Origin of the sequence: Citrobacter freundii complex sp. CFNIH2, from assembly GCF_002880615.1 — a bacterium.
In the GTDB taxonomy this organism is placed as follows: domain Bacteria; phylum Pseudomonadota; class Gammaproteobacteria; order Enterobacterales; family Enterobacteriaceae; genus Citrobacter_A; species Citrobacter_A amalonaticus_F.
Window position 1 is genome coordinate 846,009 of the sequence record NZ_CP025757.1, and the last position, 18,484, is coordinate 864,492.

An 18,484-nucleotide genomic window follows, 5' to 3' on the forward strand; every position below is an offset into this window, starting at 1 on the left:
GCCTGACTCGCATTTTTGACCTTGTCTTTTGATTGAAAAGAAACGCTGTTTTATAAATCGGTGACACGTGTTGCCGGTCTCTTTGCGTTTTTGCCATTTCACTTCCGCAGGTGGCAAAAACGAAAAGGTATCCCACTTTGTAAGCTTTTACTGTAGCCGTGTAAGTACTCCTTTGGCGCAGCCAACCGGCCGGGAGTCCCCCAACCATTTGCAGGGTTAACGGCAATGAAAACACGTAAAATTGGATTGGTGAATTATTTCGCCTATGGCTCAGGCGATTTTCTGGGTGCAGGCACCACGGCGCTTACGGCGGCCTGGCTGCTCTATTTCTATACGACTTTCTGCGGGCTTTCTCCTATCGAAGCGACCTTCATCTTTGCGGCTGCAAGGGTGCTTGATGCTGTCGTCAGTCCGCTGATGGGCTTTTTGACCGATAACTTCGGTTCCACTTGGCTCGGTAAGCGCTTCGGTCGGCGTAAGTTCTTTATCTTGCTGGGGATCCCATGCGTATTCAGCTACTCATTGATGTGGGTAGGGGATATGGGTTTCTGGTATTACCTGCTGACCTATCTGCTGTTTGATATCGTCTATACCATGATTCTGGTGCCTTACGAGACGCTGGTGCCGGAGATGACCGATGATTTCAAACAGAAAACCAAGTTTTCCGGCGCGCGTATCGGTATGGCGCAAATGTCCGCCATTCTGGCCTCTTTCCTGCCCGGCATTTTGTTGACCGCCTTCGGCAAACACAACCCGATTTCGTTTTTTTATGCCAGCCTGGTGTTTTCGGTGCTGTGCGCGCTGATGCTGACATTTGTCTGGTTCTTTACCTGGGAACGCCCGCGTGAAGAGTGGACGGAAGCGGCGCTGCGTGCGGAAGAAGAGAAAAAGAGCCTGACGTTCAGTCAGAGCATGAACCGCCTGTTCGTCGAGTTGAGTTCCACACTACGGATTAAGATTTTCCGTCAACATCTGGGGATGTATCTCGGCGGTTACATCGCGCAGGACGTGTTCAACGCCGTCTTCACCTACTATGTGGTGTTTGTCCTGATGCAGGAAGCGTCAATGGCGTCGAATTTGCTCGGTACGATGGCGATTTTCCAGTTCATTGCGGTTATCGCCATGATCCCGCTGTGCATCCGTTTTGGGCCCGCGCCGTCCTATCGGATGGTCGTGGTGTTGTTCGGTCTGAGCTCGCTCTCTTACGCGGTGCTTTACTACGCCGGATTGAGCGACGTTTACTCTCTGTTGCTGCTGGTTTCTGCGGTGGCGGGGCTGGGCCGCGGCGGTATCAACTACGTTCCGTGGAACACCTACACCTACATTGCGGATGTGGATGAAGTCATCACCGGTCAGCGCCGCGAAGGGATCTTCGCCGGGATCATGACCCTGACGCGTAAAGCGTCACAGGCAGGGGCGGTGATGCTGGTTGGGATTGTCATGCAAATGTCGGGCTTTGTTTCAGGACAGAGCACGCAGCCCGAAGCGGTCAGCCATACCATTCTGTTGATTCTCAGCTGCGGTACGCTGCTGGTGCTGGCCTGCGGTTTCCTGGTCTCCCTTCGCTTCAAACTGAATTTGCAGACCCACAGCACGCTGCGTGAAGAGACGGTGAAAATGCGCGAATCCGGTCGCGCAATGCCAGAAAGTATTACCCCGCAGGCACGCGCCACCGTCGAGATGCTTGCCGGACTGCCGTATGAATCACTTTGGGGTAACAACAACATTGGTTACCTGAATCGTAATAAACCTGCGGCTCCTTCGCTGAAGCAGGCTGCAATATTGAATTCGACTTACCACAGAGGGTAAAGATATGAAGGTTTGGCCTGTCAAACATAGCTCGTTACTGCGTCAGCCGGAACGGTTTATCTCACGGGAAGCGCTGAAAGCGTTAATTCAGACGGTGACAACCAATCTGGTGAACATCAAGGACGAGACGGGTCAATTTCTGCTGCGCCTGGATGACGGACGTGTGATAGACACCAAAGGCTGGGCAGGGTGGGAATGGACGCATGGCGTCGGGCTGTACGGAATGTATCAGTACTACCAGCAGACCGGCGACGAAACGATGCGCGACATCATCGACAACTGGTTTGCTGACCGGTTTGCCGAAGGGACCACCACCAAAAACGTCAACACGATGGCACCGTTCCTGACTCTGGCGTATCGCTACGAGGAGACGCGTAATCCCGCTTATCTGCCGTGGCTTGACGCGTGGGCGGAATGGGCGATGTATGAGATGCCGCGCACCGATCATGGCGGTATGCAGCACATCACGCTAGCGGAAGAGAACCATCAGCAGATGTGGGATGACACCCTGATGATGACGGTACTGCCGCTGGCGAAAATCGGTAAGTTACTTAAGCGTCCTGAATATGTGGAAGAGGCGACCTATCAGTTTTTGCTGCACGTACAGAATCTGATGGATCGGGAGACCGGCCTGTGGTTCCACGGCTGGAATTACGATGGGCATCATAACTTTGCCAGCGCCCGCTGGGCACGCGGCAATAGCTGGCTGACCATTGTGATCCCGGACTTCCTCGAACTGGTGGATTTGCCGGAAAACAACGCCGTGCGCCGCTATCTGGTGCAGGTACTGAATGCGCAGATTGCTGCGCTGGCGAACTGCCAGGATGAGAGCGGACTGTGGCACACGCTGCTTGACGATCCGCACTCCTACCTGGAAGCCTCCGCCACCGCAGGGTTCGCCTACGGAATTTTAAAAGCGGTGCGCAAGCGTTATGTCAGTGCGGACTATGCCGACGTGGCGGAAAAAGCGATTCGTGGCATTGTGCGGAACATTTCACCGCAAGGGGAGTTGCTGCAAACTTCTTTCGGTACGGGAATGGGCCACGATCTCGACTTCTATCGGGCGATTCCGCTGACTTCCATGCCCTACGGCCAGGCGATGGCGATGCTGTGTCTGACGGAGTATTTGCGCAAGTATTTTTGATTGCCAGATAAACAAAACCCGGCTTTCGCCGGGTTTTTTCATCGCTAAGCGCGTATTACATCCGTTCTACGGTTTCGATTCCCAGGGTATCCAGACCGAGTTTCAACGTTTTCGCCGTCAGTAGCGCCAGTTTCAGGCGGCTGTTACGGACGTCTTCGTTTTCTGCGCTCAGGATTGGGCAGTGTTCGTAGAAGCCTGAGAACAGACCGGCGACGTCATACAGGTAGGCACACATTACGTGCGGCGTTCCTTCACGCGCGACAACGGTCAGCGTCTCTTCGAACTGCAGCAGACGGGCAGCCAGTTGCGCTTCGCGATCTTCGCTGAGCTGTACCTTCGCGTTCGCCAGATCATTTTCATCCAGACCGGACTTACGGAATACCGACAGCACACGGGTGTAGGCGTACTGCATGTAAGGCGCGGTATTGCCTTCGAAGGCCAGCATGTTGTCCCAGTCGAAGATGTAGTCGGTGGTGCGGTTCTTGGACAAATCGGCGTATTTCACCGCGCCAATCCCGACGGCATTGGCCAGTTTTTCCAGTTCGTCCGCCGGCATATCCGGGTTCTTCTCGCTCACCAGACGACGGGCACGTTCCAGCGCTTCGTCCAGCAGGTCAGCCAGTTTCACCGTACCGCCTGCGCGAGTTTTGAACGGCTTACCGTCTTTGCCCAGCATCATGCCGAACATGTGGTGTTCCAGCGGCACGGAGTCCGGCACGTAACCGGCTTTACGCACGATGGTCCACGCCTGCATCAGGTGCTGGTGCTGACGGGAGTCGATGTAATAGAGCACGCGATCGGCATGCAGCGTCTCATAACGGTACTTGGCGCAGGCAATATCGGTGGTGGTGTACAGATAACCGCCATCTTTCTTCTGAATGATGACCCCCATCGGTTCGCCTTCCTTGTTTTTATACTCATCAAGGAATACGACGGTGGCGCCTTCGCTTTCGACGGCCAGACCTTTGGCTTTCAGATCGGCCACGATCCCTGGCAGCATCGGGTTGTACAGGCTTTCGCCCATCACATCATCGCGGGTCAGGGTTACATTCAGACGGTCATAGGTGATTTGGTTCTGGGACATGGTGATGTCGACCAGTTTGCGCCACATTTGCAGGAAGTATTCGTCACCACCCTGCAGTTTTACCACATAGCTACGTGCGCGTTCGGCGAAGGCTTCATCTTCGTCGTAATGTTTTTTGGCTTCACGATAGAAACCTTCGAGGTCCGCCAGCGCCATTTCACCGGCGTTTTCCTGCTGCTGTTTTTCCAGATACGCGATCAGCATGCCGAACTGGGTGCCCCAGTCGCCGACGTGGTTGGCGCGAATAACGTGGTGGCCGAGGAACTCAAGGGTACGCACGGCGGCATCACCGATAATGGTGGAGCGCAGGTGCCCGACGTGCATCTCTTTCGCCACGTTTGGCGCGGAGTAATCGATAACCACCGTTTGCTTCGCCGGTTTTGCCACGCCGAGACGATCGGAGGTCAGCGCCTGTTCCACGTGTTCCGCCAGGAATGCCGGGTCGAGGAAAATATTGATAAAGCCAGGGCCCGCGATTTCAACTTTGCTGGCGATACCGTTCAGATCCAGATGAGTCAGCACCTGCTCAGCCAGTTGTCGTGGAGCCATACCCAGTTTTTTAGCAACTGCCATCATGCCATTGGCCTGATAGTCGCCGAACTGTACTTTTGCTGACTGACGAACCTGCGGTTCGCAATCTGCAGGCGCACCTGCAGCAATCATGGCCTGACTGACTTTTTCTGAGAGAAGAGCCTGAATATTCACCGGAATACCTTACGTTGATGAAGCGGGTTGATGTTGACCGCACCAGTTTAAGAATTAAGGGCGGGAGTATACTGCAAATGCCCCCCTGCGTCAGCACCGCGCAGCCGCAAGCGCGTACAGAAAATAAGCGTTAAAGGAGTGCATAAGCATGCATACCGCAAATCCTGCAATCTACGGTTGGTTGCGAGAGATCAACGGAGTAAATTAGCGGCTTTGAACACCGATAAGAGCTCTTATTATGGCGAACTGGCAGACCATTGACGAACTGCATGATATTTCCGCAGATTTACCGCGATTCACTCAGGCGTTCACAGAACTTTCCACTCGTCTCGGTCTGGATGTTGCACCGCTTGAAGCCGATCACATTTCTTTGCGCTGTCATCAGAACGCGACTGCTGAACGCTGGCGTCGCGGATTTGAACAATGTGGTGAGCTGCTGTCGGAAAATACCATCAACGGCAGACCGATTTGTCTGTTCAAACTGCATGAGCCGGTGTGCGTCGCGCACTGGTGCTTTAGCATAGTGGAACTGCCGTGGCCCGGGGAAAAGCGGTATCCTCATGAAGGGTGGGAACACATTGAGATTGTCCTGCCGGGCTCTCCTGAAACCCTGAATGCCCGCGCGCTGGCGCTGCTTTCGGATGATGGACTGAGCCAGCCGGGCATTTTTGTGAAAACCAGTTCACCGAAAGGGGAACACGAACGTCTGCCGAACCCGACGCTGGCGGTCACTGACGGGAAGGTCACCGTCAAATTCCACCCGTGGTCGATTGAGGCGATCGTCGCCAGCGAACAGCAACAGGAGTGAATATGACATTGCTGGAAATCTGTTGTTACAGCATGGAGTGCGCGCTTACGGCGCAGCAAAACGGCGCGGACCGCATTGAACTGTGCGCTGCGCCAAAAGAAGGGGGCTTAACGCCATCACTGGGCGTACTGCGCTCGGTTCGTCAGGCGGTGACGATTCCGGTACATCCGATCATCCGGCCGCGCGGTGGCGATTTTTGTTACACCGACGGTGAGTTCGCGGCGATGCTCGACGATGTACGGACCGTGCGTGAACTGGGTTTTCCCGGACTGGTGACAGGCATTCTTGATCCTGACGGTCATGTCGACATGCCACGCATGCGGCAGATTATGGACGCGGCGGGTCCACTGGCTGTGACCTTTCATCGCGCGTTCGATATGTGCGCTAATCCGTTAAATGCGCTAAATAATCTTGCGGAACTGGGTGTCGCCAGAGTGCTGACGTCGGGGCAAAAATCCGACGCAGTGCAAGGTTTAGCAAATATTATTGAACTTATTACTCACCCCGGTGCTCCAATCATTATGGCCGGAGCGGGGGTTCGCGCAGAAAATCTGTCGCGTTTCCTGGATGCCGGGGTACGGGAAGTACACAGCTCTGCCGGAACCTTGCTGGTTTCACCCATGCGTTATCGCAATCAGGGTCTGTCGATGTCGACAGATAAGCAAGCGGATGAATATTCCCGCTATGCGGTAGACGGCAAGTCGGTTGCTGAAATGAAAGGAATCATTGTTCGCCATCAGGCCAAATGATTTTTACCGTTGCATCATGTCGCCCAATATGATGCTTGCTCGTACCAGGCCCCTGCCCATTCAACAGGGGCCTTTTTTTACGCAAAATTTAGCTGATGAATGACATTGTAGGCCGGGCAAGCGAAGCGCCCCCGGCAAAATACCGGATGCGACTAATGCCTTATCCGGCCTACGACCCCCAACATCACGGTTTACGCGCAATCAATACGGCACGCAAGGGGGCGGGGTAGCCTTCGACGGTTTTGCTGTGATCGTTCGGGTCGAGGAAATCGGCCAGCGACTCGGTGACCATCCACTCGGTACGACGTTGCTCTTCCGTTGATGTCACACAGACGTCTGCGATACGAACATCAACGAAGCCGCACTTCTCCAGCCAGTTTTTCAGCGCCAGCGCGGAAGGAATAAAATAGACGTTACGCATCTGTGCGTAGCGATCGCCCGGCACCAGGACGGTGTTTTCGTCGCCTTCCACTACCAGCGTTTCGAGCACCAGTTCGCCGTCTTTAACCAGTTGATCTTTCAACTGCCAGAGATGTTCCAGCGGGGAGCGGCGATGGTAAAGCACGCCCATCGAAAAGACGGTATCAAACGCATTCAGCGCCGGAAGTTGTTCTATGCCCAGCGGCAGCAAATGTGCACGCTGATCGTTACCCAACAGCTTACGCACTGCTTCAAACTGGCACAGGAACAACTGCGTCGGGTCAATGCCGACGGCCAGATGCGCACCCGCGCCAATCATGCGCCACATGTGATAGCCGCTGCCGCAGCCGACATCCAGAATCGTGCGACCGGTCAGATCCGACAGATGTGGCAGCACGCGATCCCATTTCCAGTCGGAGCGCCATTCGGTATCAATGTTCACGCCATACAGCGAGTACGGCCCTTTACGCCATGGCATCAGATTTCGCATCAGGGTATCGATACGTTTGATCTGCCCCGGGCTCAGCGGCACTTCACTTTCCGCCGTCACGCTGTGCAATAAATCCAGACGGTACGGCGTCAGTTCTGGCAGAAATTCCACCGCGTTTGCCCACTGTTTAAACAGACCATGCTGATCGCGCTGCCAGGCGGCAATCTGCGCGGGCAGCGTTTCCAGCCAGTGGGCAAGATGATTTTTGGCAATCAGCTGATAGAAGTTACCAAAGTCGATCATGCGCTCGCCTCAGCTTTCAACGCCACCAGAGAGCCAAAGTTAAAGCACTGGAACCACAGTTCGCTATGTTCAAAACCGGCCTGACGCAGACGCGCTTTATGGGTTTCGACTGAATCGGTCAGCATCACGTTTTCCAGCATGCTGCGCTTCTGGCTGATTTCCAGTTCGCTGTAGCCGTTGGCTCGCTTGAAGTCGTGGTGCATGTTGAACAGCAGTTCGCCCACTTTCGCATCTTCGAAGCTGAATTTTTCCGACAGCACCAGCGCGCCGCCCGGATTCAGCCCCTGATAAATCTTATCCAACAACGCCTGGCGCTCCGGCGGCTCAAGGAATTGCAGGGTAAAATTCAGTACCACCATTGAGGCGTTCTCGATGGTGATGGCGCGGATGTCGCCTTCCACAACCTCAACTGGCGTTGGCGCCTTGTAAGCATCGATATGACGGCGGCAGCGTTCGATCATCGCCGGGGAGTTATCAACGGCGATAATTTTGCAGTTTTCATGATGAATATTGCGACGCACCGAGAGCGTCGCCGCACCCAACGAACAACCCAGGTCGTAGACCTGCGTATCCGGCTGCACAAAGCGCTCGGCAAGCATGCCAATCATCGAAATGATATTGGAATAGCCGGGAACAGAACGCTGGATCATATCCGGGAAGACTTCGGCTACCCGTTCATCGAAGGTCCAGTCGCCCAGGCTGGCGATAGGCGCAGAAAAAAGCGTGTCGCGGTGAGACATAACGTAAAAATCCGGGAAAAATAAAGTGGCGTATTGTGCGCTAATGCAGGGAGAAAACCAACTCCCACGGCATATACCAAAGGTTCGCCAGCACCATCAGCAACAATGCGCACCAGGTGGCGCTCATGCCGGAGCGACGCCAGCGGAAAAGACGATGATGGAAACCGTAATAATGCATCAGCCGACCCACGAGCAGAATAATGCCGCAAATATGCACCATCCAGGTTTCGGCGCCGTTCATTTCCATAAACAACAGCAGCACTAACGCGACGGGAACATATTCCACCGCATTCCCATGAATGCGGATGGCGGTCTGGAGTTCACTGAAGCCGCCGTCGCCATAGGCAACGCGGTATTGCATCCGCAGGCGGACAACGTCAAAAGAAAACTTCATCAACAACAACGCACCCAAAACGGCATACAGCGCGCTTACCATACAAACTCCCTTTAAAATGGCTGATGGCACTGTCTATGATAGGTGGCAATTTCAGAAAAGAGAAGATTGCTGTGGAATGGACGGAGCAGTTCCGATCTCCGGTAAGACGTCGCGCAAGTCCTGCCACAGGGTATCGACCAGTTCCGGAGCCTGTGCGATATCCGGGGTATGCAAAAAGAGATACGGCGTGGTGGTCTGCTCCCAGAGCGGTAATTTTTTTAGCCAGGCGGCAAAGAATTCCCGGTTTTGTCGCATATTATCGCTGCCGATAAAGCGCACCAGCGGATGGTTCGCGGTGACTACCGCATGAACCGGCAGTTTCGGTTTCTTGCGCTGGGCGTCGCGGATGGCTTCATTATGCGCATGGGCCGCGTGTACCGGACGGCTGTCGAGGATAACCCGATTCACCCCGCGCTGATGCAATCCGCTATTGAGCTGCTGTTCAGCGTCACCTTTAGCGAAAAACTCAGGATGACGGACTTCGACGCCGTAGGTAAACGTCTGTGGTAAGGCATCAAGAAAATGCCAGAGAGCAGGGAGATCGCGTGGGCCAAAGGTGGCGGGCAATTGCAGCCAGTACTGGCCGATGCGGCTTTCCAGCGGCGACATCCGGTTCAGGAATTCGTGGAGCAGATCATCGCAATTGCGCAGGGCCGCCTGATGGGAAATGGTCGCCGGAAATTTAAAACAGAAACGAAACGCATCCGTCGTTTGTGTGTACCAGCGTGCCACAATCTCCGCTTTTGGCAGCGCGTACAGCGTGGTGTTGCCTTCCACACAGTTAAAGTGGCGGGCATACTCTTCAAGACCGGTGATGCCAAGACGCACCCACTTCGGGTGCGACCATTGCGGCAGACCTATGTAGATCATAAGGCGTTGACGATCTCTTCTGTGCTGCGCACACGTGCAATACGAGGGAAGATGTGCGTCAGGCTGTTCTGATGCTGGTCGGCGCTGGCGGCGCTACAGGCGTCTTCGGCAATCACCAGGCTAAACCCCAGTTCCCAGGCGTTACGTGCGGTGGACTCGACGCCGATGTTGGTCGAAATCCCGCACAGTACGATAGTATCGATACCGCGACGGCGCAATTGAAGCTCGAGATCCGTGCCATAGAATGCGCCCCACTGGCGTTTGGTGACTTCCAGATCGCTGTCGGCTTTGCCCAGCGCCTGCGGATATGACCACCAGTTTTCCGGCTGCGCTTTGGCCGGCGCCTGGGCGTCAACGGGTTGTTTGAGCGCTTCGGCGTAATCATCAGACCAGCCCACGCGGACCATCACCACCGGGGAGCCGTTAGCACGAAACGTCTGTGCCAGCCGGGCGGCGCGCGCCACCACGTCATTGGCCGAATGAGGGCCGCCGGCGAAGGGCAGGATCCCTTCCTGCAGGTCAATAATAACCAGGGCTGTCGTTTTAGCGTTCAGTTGTAACATGATAACTCCCGTCAAAAATCATAATTCCGTTACACCTTAATCGCGATTGGGTGTGTAAGGAGCGACAATTTTTGTTATTTTTTGTGAGAATACGCAATGCCCGTCCAGGAAACAGGCGTACAGTCAGTACCGGACGTAGCGTCTCTCCCAGTAAGCGTAATTGTTGCCGCCAGTTTGCCCGCGGACAACGTGGAACAACCGCAGCGTACAAGAGTACGTGAGGATTGTGAGCACTGCCCAGGGGCAAAATGGCAAAAAAGATAGCCTACTGGGATAGGCTCTTATCGTGCGGTCGAATTTCCAGTATAATAGCCGCCTTTTTCATTCAGTTGTGACATACAGTTAAAGCTGCGACATCGTGGCCTGCGAGGCAGGCGACAATCCGCCTGCGGCTAATTAAGGGATATCTCATGCGTACAGAATATTGCGGACAGCTCCGTTTGTCCCACGTGGGGCAGCAGGTGACTCTGTGTGGTTGGGTCAACCGTCGTCGTGATCTTGGTAGTCTGATCTTCATCGACATGCGCGATCGCGAAGGTATCGTGCAGGTGTTTTTCGATCCGGATCGTGCGGACGCGTTAAAGCTGGCCTCTGAACTGCGTAATGAGTTCTGCATCCAGGTGACGGGCACCGTGCGTGCGCGTGACGAGAAAAACGTCAACGGTGAAATGGCAACCGGCGAAATTGAAGTGCTGGCCTCTTCGCTGACGATCATCAACCGTGCAGAATCACTGCCGCTTGACTCTAACCACGTGAACACCGAAGAAGCGCGTCTGAAGTACCGCTATCTGGATCTGCGTCGCCCGGAAATGGCTCAACGCCTGAAAACCCGCGCGAAGATCACAAGCCTGGTACGTCGCTTTATGGACGATCACGGTTTCCTTGATATCGAAACCCCGATGCTGACCAAAGCCACGCCGGAAGGTGCGCGTGACTATCTGGTTCCTTCGCGCGTACACAAAGGCAAATTTTACGCGCTGCCGCAGTCACCGCAGCTGTTCAAGCAGCTACTGATGATGTCCGGTTTTGACCGTTACTACCAGATCGTCAAATGCTTCCGCGACGAAGACCTGCGTGCTGACCGTCAGCCAGAATTCACCCAGATCGATGTGGAAACCTCCTTCATGACCGCCGAACAGGTGCGTGAGGTGATGGAAGCGCTGGTGCGTAGCCTGTGGAATGATGTGAAAGGCGTGGAACTGGGTGATTTCCCGGTCATGACCTTTGCCGAAGCCGAACGTCGTTACGGTTCTGACAAGCCGGATCTGCGTAACCCGATGGAACTGGTGGACGTTGCCGACCTGCTGAAGGCCGTTGAGTTTGCCGTGTTCTCTGGCCCGGCGAACGATCCGAAAGGTCGCGTTGCTGCGCTGCGCGTACCGGGCGGTGCGAGCTTAAGCCGTAAGCAGATCGACGACTACGGTAACTTTATTAAGATCTACGGCGCGAAAGGTCTGGCTTATATCAAAGTCACCGAACGGGCGAAAGGTCTGGAAGGCATCAACAGCCCGGTGGCGAAATTCCTCAACGCGGAAATCGTGGAAGCGATCCTTGAGCGCACAGGCGCGCAAGACGGCGATATGATTTTCTTCGGCGCGGACAACAAGAAAGTGGTTGCCGACGCGCTGGGCGCGCTGCGTCTGAAATTGGGTAAAGACCTGGGGCTGACTGACGAAACGAAATGGGCGCCGCTGTGGGTCATCGACTTCCCGATGTTTGAAGACGACGGCGAAGGCGGCCTGACCGCGATGCATCACCCGTTCACCTCACCGAAAGATATGACGGCTGCAGAACTGAAAGCGGCACCGGAAGACGCGGTGGCGAATGCCTACGATATGGTTATCAACGGCTACGAAGTCGGTGGTGGTTCTGTACGTATTCACAGCGGCGAAATGCAGCAAACCGTGTTTGGCATTCTGGGCATCAATGAACAGGAACAGCGTGAGAAGTTTGGCTTCCTGCTCGACGCGCTGAAATACGGTACGCCGCCGCACGCGGGCCTGGCATTTGGTCTTGACCGTTTGACCATGCTGCTGACCGGCACCGACAATATTCGTGACGTTATCGCCTTCCCGAAAACCACCGCAGCGGCGTGTCTGATGACCGAAGCGCCGAGCGTCGCTAACCCAACAGCGCTGGCTGAACTGGGTATCGACGTGGTGAAAAAGGAAGAGAAAAACTGATATGGCTTATATACACGAAATCATTTGCGCTACATCGCGGCGGCAACTGAGTGAATTCCCATGAGCATAGATAACTATGTGAATGGGATGAGCGAAGGCAGCCAACAAAGAGATAGCGTGAAGGATAAAGTGTATAAGCGTCCCGTTTCTGTCTTAGTTGTCATTTATGCCCAGGACACGAAACGGGTGCTGATGTTACAGCGACGCGACGATCCTGAATTCTGGCAGTCGGTTACCGGCAGTGTAGAAGAGGGAGAGACCGCGTCGCAGGCCGCCATGCGCGAAGTAAAGGAAGAGGTCGCCATTGACGTTGCGGCTGAGCAACTGACCTTAATTGACTGTCAGCGCACGGTGGAGTTTGAGATTTTTTCTCATTTACGTCATCGCTATGCACCGGGTGTGCTGCGCAATACAGAATCCTGGTTCTGCCTTGCGCTGCCGCAAGAGCGTCAGATCGTTTTTAGTGAACATCTGGCCTACCAGTGGCTTGATGCGCCAGCTGCGGCGGCGCTTACCAAGTCATGGAGCAACCGGCAGGCGATTGAAGAATTTGTGATTAACATCGCCTGAGAGGGCGTGCTTTTTTGAGGAAATATTTATGGCAGGTCATAGTAAATGGGCCAACACCAGACACCGTAAAGCGGCGCAGGATGCGAAGCGCGGCAAAATCTTCACCAAGATTATTCGCGAGCTGGTGACCGCGGCCAAACTGGGCGGCGGCGATCCGGATGCGAACCCTCGTCTGCGTGCGGCTGTCGACAAAGCGCTGGCTAACAACATGACCCGTGACACGCTTAACCGTGCAATCGCCCGCGGCGTAGGCGGTGATGATGATGCGAACATGGAAACCATCATCTATGAAGGTTACGGTCCTGGCGGCACTGCGGTGATGATTGAATGTCTGTCTGACAACCGTAACCGTACCGTTGCCGAAGTGCGTCACGCCTTCAGCAAGACCGGGGGTAACTTGGGCACGGATGGTTCTGTTTCCTACCTGTTCAGCAAAAAAGGCGTCATCTCTTTCGAAAAAGGGGATGAAGACGTGATCATGGAAGCGGCGCTGGAAGCGGGCGCGGAAGATGTTGTGACCTTCGATGATGGCGCGATTGACGTCTACACGGCATGGGAAGAGATGGGTAAAGTGCGTGATGCACTGGAAGCCGCCGGTCTGAAAGCCGACAGTTCTGAAGTCTCTATGATCCCGTCGACCAAAGCGGAGATGGATGCGGAAACCGCACCAAAACTGATGCGTCTGATCGACATGCTGGAAGACTGTGACGACGTGCAGGAAGTTTATCACAACGGTGAAATCTCTGATGAGGTTGCCGCTACATTAGAATGATGTGGCTTAATCCCGTTACAACCGGAGGCGCGTGATGTCCATCATTCTCGGTATTGATCCGGGCTCCCGCATTACCGGTTACGGCGTGATACGTCAGGTCGGCAGACAACTGACGTATCTCGGCAGCGGCTGCATTCGTACCAAAGTCGACGATCTTCCGTCGCGCCTTAAGCTGATTTATGCCGGCGTGACGGAAATCATCACCCAGTTTCAGCCCGACTACTTTGCCATCGAGCAGGTGTTTATGGCGAAGAACGCCGATTCTGCGCTCAAACTGGGGCAGGCGCGCGGGGTGGCGATTGTGGCGGCAGTCAACCAGGAACTGCCGGTATTTGAGTACGCGGCACGTCAGGTCAAGCAGACGGTGGTTGGCATTGGTAGCGCAGAGAAAAGTCAGGTGCAGCACATGGTGCGAACCTTGCTGAAACTGCCAGCGAATCCGCAGGCGGATGCGGCAGATGCGCTGGCCATCGCCATTACACACTGCCACGTCAGTCAGAATGCGATGCAAATGAGCGAATCGCGCCTCAATCTTGCCCGAGGTCGCTTGCGATAATGACAAATGAGGCTGGATATCTATCCAGCCTTTTTTTATGATACGGCTTTACTTTCGGCCCAACGCAGGAGCGTAACGTGATAGGCAGACTCAGAGGCATCATTCTGGAAAAACAACCCCCGCTGGTGTTACTCGAAGTGGGCGGCGTCGGCTATGAAGTGCATATGCCAATGACCTGTTTTTATGAGCTCCCGGAATCCGGAAAAGAAGCCGTTGTCTTTACCCACTTCGTGGTTCGCGAAGACGCACAACTGCTGTACGGCTTTAACAATAAGCAAGAGCGCACGTTGTTTAAAGAACTGATCAAAACCAACGGCGTCGGCCCTAAACTGGCGCTGGCGATCCTGTCCGGGATGTCCGCGCAGCAGTTCGTCAACGCTGTCGAACGCGAAGAACTGGGCGCGCTGGTCAAGCTGCCTGGGATCGGCAAAAAAACGGCCGAACGACTGATTGTCGAAATGAAGGACCGTTTCAAAGGCCTGCATGGCGATCTCTTTACGCCAGCCGCCGATCTGGTGCTGACCTCGCCAGCGAGCCCGGCGACGGACGATGCCGAACAGGAAGCGGTTGCGGCGCTGGTGGCGCTGGGCTATAAACCACAGGAAGCCAGCCGCATGGTGAGCAAAATCGCTCGCCCGGATGCCAGCAGTGAAACACTGATCCGCGAAGCCCTGCGCGCCGCGTTATGAGGTAAAGGATGATAGAAGCAGATCGCCTGATTTCGGCAGGTGCCACTCTCACAGAAGAGGTCGCCGATCGCGCTATTCGCCCGAAATTACTCGAAGAGTATATCGGTCAACCGCAGGTGCGCTCGCAGATGGAGATTTTCATCCAGGCGGCAAAACTGCGGGGTGATGCGCTCGACCACCTGCTGATTTTTGGTCCTCCCGGACTGGGGAAAACCACGCTTGCCAACATTGTCGCCAATGAAATGGGCGTCAATCTGCGCACCACCTCCGGCCCGGTGCTGGAAAAAGCGGGCGATCTGGCCGCGATGCTGACCAACCTTGAGCCGCACGACGTACTGTTTATCGATGAGATCCATCGACTGTCGCCGGTGGTGGAAGAGGTGCTCTATCCGGCGATGGAAGATTATCAACTGGATATTATGATCGGCGAAGGACCAGCGGCGCGCTCGATTAAAATCGATCTGCCGCCGTTTACCCTGATTGGCGCAACGACCCGCGCGGGTTCACTGACCTCTCCGCTGCGCGATCGCTTTGGCATTGTGCAACGTCTGGAGTTTTATCAGGTGCCGGATCTCCAGCACATCGTTGGGCGCAGCGCGCGCTTTATGGGGCTGGAGATGAGCGATGAAGGGGCGCTGGAAGTCGCACGTCGCGCACGGGGGACGCCGCGTATCGCCAACCGTCTGCTCAGACGCGTGCGGGATTTTGCCGAAGTGAAGCATGATGGCACCATTTCCGCCGAGATTGCCGCACAGGCGCTGGATATGCTGAACGTTGATGCTGAAGGGTTTGATTACATGGATCGCAAGCTGCTGCTGGCGGTAATCGACAAATTCTTTGGCGGGCCGGTCGGGCTGGATAACCTGGCGGCAGCCATCGGTGAAGAGCGTGAAACCATTGAAGATGTGCTGGAGCCGTATCTGATTCAGCAAGGCTTTTTGCAGCGCACGCCGCGCGGAAGAATGGCGACAGTGCGCGCCTGGAACCACTTTGGTATTACGCCGCCGGAAATGCCTTGATGCCTGATGGCGCTGCGCTTATCAGGCCTACTCGATGTTGTAGGCACGGCAAGCATAGCGCCACCGGGCAAATCAGGCCGCTGTTTTCTTCGACATGCTCAGAATAAACAGCAGCGCGGCGCACAGCACCACTGAGGGACCCGCAGGGGTATCGTAGAAGGCCGAGAAGGTCAACCCGCCTGTAACCGCTATCATGCCAATCCCTACCGCAACGCCAGCCATCTGTTCCGGCGTACGTGCAAAACGACGCGCCGTCGCCGCCGGGATAATCAGCAACGAGGTTATGATCAGCGCCCCGACGAACTTCATCGCCACGCCAATGGTTAAGGCAGTGACCAGCATCAACAGCAGCTTCACGCGCTGCAGTTTCACCCCGTCAACAAACGCCAGATCGGGGCTGATGGTCATCGACAGTAGGTTACGCCATTGCCAGAAGAGGATCGCCAGTACGATCACCACGCCAATGGCGATAGAGATCAAATCGTCCGGCGTAACCGCCAGCAGATCGCCAAACAGGTAGGCCATCAGATCCACGCGAATATTCGACATCAGGCTGACCACGACCAGGCCCAGGGACAGCGCGCTGTGCGCCATAATGCCAAGCAGCGTATCGATGGCAAGGTGAGGGCGCTTCTCCAGCCAGACCAGGCCTGCCGCCAGCATCAGCGTCACAGCAATGACCGCATAGAAAGGGTTCACATCCAACAACAGGCCAAAGGCGACGCCGAGCAGCGACGCATGCGCCAGCGTATCACCAAAATAGGACATCCGACGCCAGACGACGAATGAACCCAATGGACCCGCCGCGCAGGCCAGCATGATCCCGGCTAACCAGCCAGGCAGTAATAATTCAATCATGATTGACCATTTCCCCGGCGCAGCACAATACGACCCTGCAGGTCGTGGCGATGATTATGATGATGACGGTAAATTCCCAGTTGCTCCGCGCCGCGAGGGCCGAACATCGAGATAAATTCCGGGTGCATGGAAACGATTTCAGGCGTACCTGAACAGCAAATGTGATGATTCAGACACAACACTTCGTCCGTTTTTGCCATCACCAGATGCAGATCGTGGGACACCATCAGCACGGCGCAGTCCAGCTCACGACGTAACTGATCGATAAGGTCGTACAGCGCGACCTGGCCGTTGACATCCACGCCCTGAGTAGGTTCATCAAGCACTAGAAGCTGCGGCTGATTGAGAAGCGCGCGCGCTAACAGGACGCGCTGCGTCTCGCCACCGGAGAGCTTTTGCATCGGTGCATCAATCAGATGCCCGGCCTGCACGCGCTTCAGGGCTGGCAGGATGTCATCTTTCTTTGTACCGGGGCGCAGGCGTAAGAAACGACTGACGGTAAGCGGCAGAGTGGTATCGAGATACAATTTCTGCGGAACGTAGCCAATTCGCAGCTTACCGTTACGCGTGATCACGCCTTCATCCGGGGCGACCAGTCCGAGAACGACGCGAACCAGCGTTGACTTCCCGGCACCATTTGGGCCGAGCAGCGTTAAAATTTTTCCGGGTCTCAGTTCAAGCGAAACGTCAGAAAGGACGCGGCGCTGACCGAAGGAGACCGAGACATTTTCCAGTGAAACCAAAGTCGTCATGTCAATTTTAGTCTTGCAGAAGTTATAGAATGTTATAATATCACATTTCTCACATTCATTACGATGATTGGTCGCATTATGTTACATAAAAATACGCTTCTTTTCGCTGCATTATCCGCCGCTCTTTGGGGCAGTGCAACACAGGCGGCAAATGCCGCTGTTGTCGCTTCTCTCAAGCCATTAGGGTTCATTGCTTCTGCCATCGCTGATGGCGTCACACAGACACAAGTCTTACTTCCGGATGGAGCATCCGAGCATGATTATTCACTACGTCCATCTGACGTAAAACGCTTACAGGGCGCGGACTTAGTTGTCTGGATTGGGCCTGAGATGGAAGCGTTCATGGAAAAGTCCGTCAGCAACATTCCCGCCGCTAAACAGGTAACGATTGCGCAGCTCAAAGACGTGAAACCGTTGCTCATGAAAGGGGCTGACGATGATGATGATGAGCACGACCACGATCATGATCACGGCGAAAAAGGTGACGCACATCACCATCATGGTGATTACAACATGCATCTTTGGCTCTCCCCAGAGATAGCGCGGGCCTCAGCGGTTGCAATCCATGAAAAATTAGTGGAACTTATGCCGCAAAGTCGAGCCAAACTTGACGCCAACCTGAAGGATTTTGAGGCACAATTAGCCGCAACCGATAAGCAGGTCGGTAACGAGCTCGCACCGCTCAAGGGCAAAGGGTATTTCGTTTTTCATGACGCCTACGGCTATTACGAAAAACACTACGGACTCACTCCATTGGGTCACTTCACCGTCAACCCTGAGATACAACCTGGTGCGCAGCGTTTACATGAAATAAGAACACAGTTGGTTGAGCAAAAAGCAACCTGCGTTTTTGCTGAGCCACAGTTCAGGCCAGCGGTCGTTGAAGCCGTTGCGAGAGGGACATCCGTTCGAATGGGAACGTTGGATCCCCTCGGGACAAACATCAAACTGGGTAAAACGAGCTATTCAGCGTTCTTGAACCAACTAGCGAACCAGTATGCGAGCTGCCTGAAAGGAGATTAAT

The 18,484-nt window shown here is 54.9% G+C and carries 19 protein-coding genes; 11 read left to right on the forward strand and 8 right to left on the reverse strand.

Going from position 1 to position 18,484, the window contains the following annotated elements; translation table 11 throughout:
* Window positions 1–225 precede the first annotated feature (225 nt).
* Both WM46_RS04230 and WM46_RS04235 read left to right on the forward strand, forming a co-directional pair.
* Window positions 226–1,809 (forward strand): MFS transporter, encoded by a 1,584-nt coding sequence (locus tag WM46_RS04230; RefSeq protein WP_061077829.1) that lies wholly within the window; start codon window positions 226–228, stop codon window positions 1,807–1,809.
* A gap of 4 nt (window positions 1,810–1,813) precedes the next feature.
* Window positions 1,814–2,953, forward strand: a complete 1,140-nt coding sequence (locus WM46_RS04235; protein WP_102601514.1) for a glycoside hydrolase family 105 protein — start codon at window positions 1,814–1,816, stop codon at window positions 2,951–2,953.
* Window positions 2,954–3,008: 55 nt separating this feature from the next.
* Here WM46_RS04235 and argS read toward each other — a convergent pair whose 3' ends face one another.
* Window positions 3,009–4,742 carry an arginine--tRNA ligase gene (argS, locus tag WM46_RS04240; protein ID WP_061077827.1) on the reverse strand — a complete coding sequence of 578 codons (1,734 nt, stop codon included), beginning with the start codon at window positions 4,740–4,742 and terminating at the stop codon, window positions 3,009–3,011.
* Between the two features lie 238 nt (window positions 4,743–4,980).
* Between argS and WM46_RS04245 the strand changes: the two genes are divergently transcribed.
* Together WM46_RS04245 and cutC are read left to right on the forward strand one after the other, a co-directional pair.
* Window positions 4,981–5,550: a VOC family protein gene (locus WM46_RS04245; RefSeq protein ID WP_102601515.1), complete on the forward strand. Its 570-nt coding sequence runs from the start codon at window positions 4,981–4,983 to the stop codon at window positions 5,548–5,550.
* Between the two features lie 2 nt (window positions 5,551–5,552).
* Window positions 5,553–6,299 (forward strand): copper homeostasis protein CutC, encoded by a 747-nt coding sequence (gene cutC / locus WM46_RS04250; RefSeq protein ID WP_061077825.1) that lies wholly within the window; start codon window positions 5,553–5,555, stop codon window positions 6,297–6,299.
* Between the two features lie 184 nt (window positions 6,300–6,483).
* Here the strand turns inward: cutC and cmoB are convergent, their stop codons facing one another.
* The 5 genes from cmoB to WM46_RS04275 are packed head-to-tail and all read right to left on the reverse strand — an operon-like array spanning window position 6,484 to window position 10,061.
* Window positions 6,484–7,452 carry a tRNA 5-methoxyuridine(34)/uridine 5-oxyacetic acid(34) synthase CmoB gene (gene cmoB, locus WM46_RS04255; protein ID WP_061077824.1) on the reverse strand — a complete coding sequence of 323 codons (969 nt, stop codon included), beginning with the start codon at window positions 7,450–7,452 and terminating at the stop codon, window positions 6,484–6,486.
* Entirely contained in the window at window positions 7,449–8,192 is a 744-nt protein-coding gene (gene cmoA, locus WM46_RS04260; protein WP_043000353.1) for a carboxy-S-adenosyl-L-methionine synthase CmoA, read from the reverse strand. Before cmoA ends, cmoB begins: the two co-directional genes overlap by 4 nt.
* Window positions 8,193–8,232: 40 nt before the next feature.
* Window positions 8,233–8,628, reverse strand: coding sequence for an MAPEG family protein (locus tag WM46_RS04265; protein WP_046481185.1), 396 nt, complete (start codon window positions 8,626–8,628; stop codon window positions 8,233–8,235).
* A gap of 51 nt (window positions 8,629–8,679) precedes the next feature.
* Window positions 8,680–9,498 (reverse strand): DUF72 domain-containing protein, encoded by an 819-nt coding sequence (locus WM46_RS04270; RefSeq protein ID WP_102601516.1) that lies wholly within the window; start codon window positions 9,496–9,498, stop codon window positions 8,680–8,682.
* Window positions 9,495–10,061 carry a hydrolase gene (locus WM46_RS04275; protein WP_102601517.1) on the reverse strand — a complete coding sequence of 189 codons (567 nt, stop codon included), beginning with the start codon at window positions 10,059–10,061 and terminating at the stop codon, window positions 9,495–9,497. The genes WM46_RS04270 and WM46_RS04275 overlap by 4 nt, the downstream gene beginning before the upstream one ends.
* A 410-nt stretch (window positions 10,062–10,471) precedes the next feature.
* Here WM46_RS04275 and aspS point away from each other — a divergent pair, with 410 nt between their 5' ends.
* The 6 genes from aspS (at window position 10,472) to ruvB (ending at window position 15,850) form a co-directional block, all read left to right on the forward strand.
* Window positions 10,472–12,244, forward strand: a complete 1,773-nt coding sequence (aspS, locus tag WM46_RS04280) for an aspartate--tRNA ligase (protein WP_102601518.1) — start codon at window positions 10,472–10,474, stop codon at window positions 12,242–12,244.
* A 117-nt stretch (window positions 12,245–12,361) separates the two neighbouring features.
* A complete protein-coding gene (nudB, locus tag WM46_RS04285; RefSeq protein WP_061078057.1) occupies window positions 12,362–12,814 on the forward strand; it encodes a dihydroneopterin triphosphate diphosphatase in 453 nt (150 codons plus the stop codon).
* 28 nt (window positions 12,815–12,842) lie between these two features.
* Entirely contained in the window at window positions 12,843–13,586 is a 744-nt protein-coding gene (locus WM46_RS04290; protein WP_061077820.1) for a YebC/PmpR family DNA-binding transcriptional regulator, read from the forward strand.
* A gap of 34 nt (window positions 13,587–13,620) precedes the next feature.
* Window positions 13,621–14,142, forward strand: coding sequence for a crossover junction endodeoxyribonuclease RuvC (gene ruvC / locus WM46_RS04295; protein ID WP_000022509.1), 522 nt, complete (start codon window positions 13,621–13,623; stop codon window positions 14,140–14,142).
* Between the two features lie 77 nt (window positions 14,143–14,219).
* Window positions 14,220–14,831, forward strand: a complete 612-nt coding sequence (gene ruvA / locus WM46_RS04300; protein ID WP_043000358.1) for a Holliday junction branch migration protein RuvA — start codon at window positions 14,220–14,222, stop codon at window positions 14,829–14,831.
* 8 nt (window positions 14,832–14,839) lie between these two features.
* A complete protein-coding gene (gene ruvB / locus WM46_RS04305; RefSeq protein WP_061077819.1) occupies window positions 14,840–15,850 on the forward strand; it encodes a Holliday junction branch migration DNA helicase RuvB in 1,011 nt (336 codons plus the stop codon).
* Between the two features lie 72 nt (window positions 15,851–15,922).
* Here the strand turns inward: ruvB and znuB are convergent, their stop codons facing one another.
* Entirely contained in the window at window positions 15,923–16,708 is a 786-nt protein-coding gene (gene znuB / locus WM46_RS04310; RefSeq protein WP_061077818.1) for a zinc ABC transporter permease subunit ZnuB, read from the reverse strand.
* Window positions 16,705–17,460: a zinc ABC transporter ATP-binding protein ZnuC gene (znuC, locus tag WM46_RS04315; protein ID WP_044257630.1), complete on the reverse strand. Its 756-nt coding sequence runs from the start codon at window positions 17,458–17,460 to the stop codon at window positions 16,705–16,707. The genes znuB and znuC overlap by 4 nt, the downstream gene beginning before the upstream one ends.
* 78 nt (window positions 17,461–17,538) lie before the next feature.
* Here znuC and znuA point away from each other — a divergent pair, with 78 nt between their 5' ends.
* Window positions 17,539–18,483: a zinc ABC transporter substrate-binding protein ZnuA gene (znuA, locus tag WM46_RS04320; RefSeq protein ID WP_061077817.1), complete on the forward strand. Its 945-nt coding sequence runs from the start codon at window positions 17,539–17,541 to the stop codon at window positions 18,481–18,483.
* Window position 18,484 lies beyond the last annotated feature (1 nt).

Bases quoted from the DNA above. Each gene is read 5' to 3' on its own strand.
- ruvC (WP_000022509.1), top strand. From the start codon at position 13,621: ATGTCCATCATTCTCGGTATTGATCCGGGCTCCCGCATTACCGGTTAC.
- ruvB (WP_061077819.1), top strand. From the start codon at position 14,840: ATGATAGAAGCAGATCGCCTGATTTCGGCAGGTGCCACTCTCACAGAA.
- WM46_RS04245 (WP_102601515.1), top strand. From the start codon at position 4,981: ATGGCGAACTGGCAGACCATTGACGAACTGCATGATATTTCCGCAGAT.
- WM46_RS04235 (WP_102601514.1), top strand. From the start codon at position 1,814: ATGAAGGTTTGGCCTGTCAAACATAGCTCGTTACTGCGTCAGCCGGAA.
- znuB (WP_061077818.1), bottom strand. From the start codon at position 16,708: ATGATTGAATTATTACTGCCTGGCTGGTTAGCCGGGATCATGCTGGCC.
- WM46_RS04265 (WP_046481185.1), bottom strand. From the start codon at position 8,628: ATGGTAAGCGCGCTGTATGCCGTTTTGGGTGCGTTGTTGTTGATGAAG.
- WM46_RS04270 (WP_102601516.1), bottom strand. From the start codon at position 9,498: ATGATCTACATAGGTCTGCCGCAATGGTCGCACCCGAAGTGGGTGCGT.
- WM46_RS04230 (WP_061077829.1), top strand. From the start codon at position 226: ATGAAAACACGTAAAATTGGATTGGTGAATTATTTCGCCTATGGCTCA.
- cutC (WP_061077825.1), top strand. From the start codon at position 5,553: ATGACATTGCTGGAAATCTGTTGTTACAGCATGGAGTGCGCGCTTACG.
- cmoA (WP_043000353.1), bottom strand. From the start codon at position 8,192: ATGTCTCACCGCGACACGCTTTTTTCTGCGCCTATCGCCAGCCTGGGC.
- znuA (WP_061077817.1), top strand. From the start codon at position 17,539: ATGTTACATAAAAATACGCTTCTTTTCGCTGCATTATCCGCCGCTCTT.
- aspS (WP_102601518.1), top strand. From the start codon at position 10,472: ATGCGTACAGAATATTGCGGACAGCTCCGTTTGTCCCACGTGGGGCAG.
- cmoB (WP_061077824.1), bottom strand. From the start codon at position 7,452: ATGATCGACTTTGGTAACTTCTATCAGCTGATTGCCAAAAATCATCTT.
- WM46_RS04275 (WP_102601517.1), bottom strand. From the start codon at position 10,061: ATGTTACAACTGAACGCTAAAACGACAGCCCTGGTTATTATTGACCTG.
- znuC (WP_044257630.1), bottom strand. From the start codon at position 17,460: ATGACGACTTTGGTTTCACTGGAAAATGTCTCGGTCTCCTTCGGTCAG.
- WM46_RS04290 (WP_061077820.1), top strand. From the start codon at position 12,843: ATGGCAGGTCATAGTAAATGGGCCAACACCAGACACCGTAAAGCGGCG.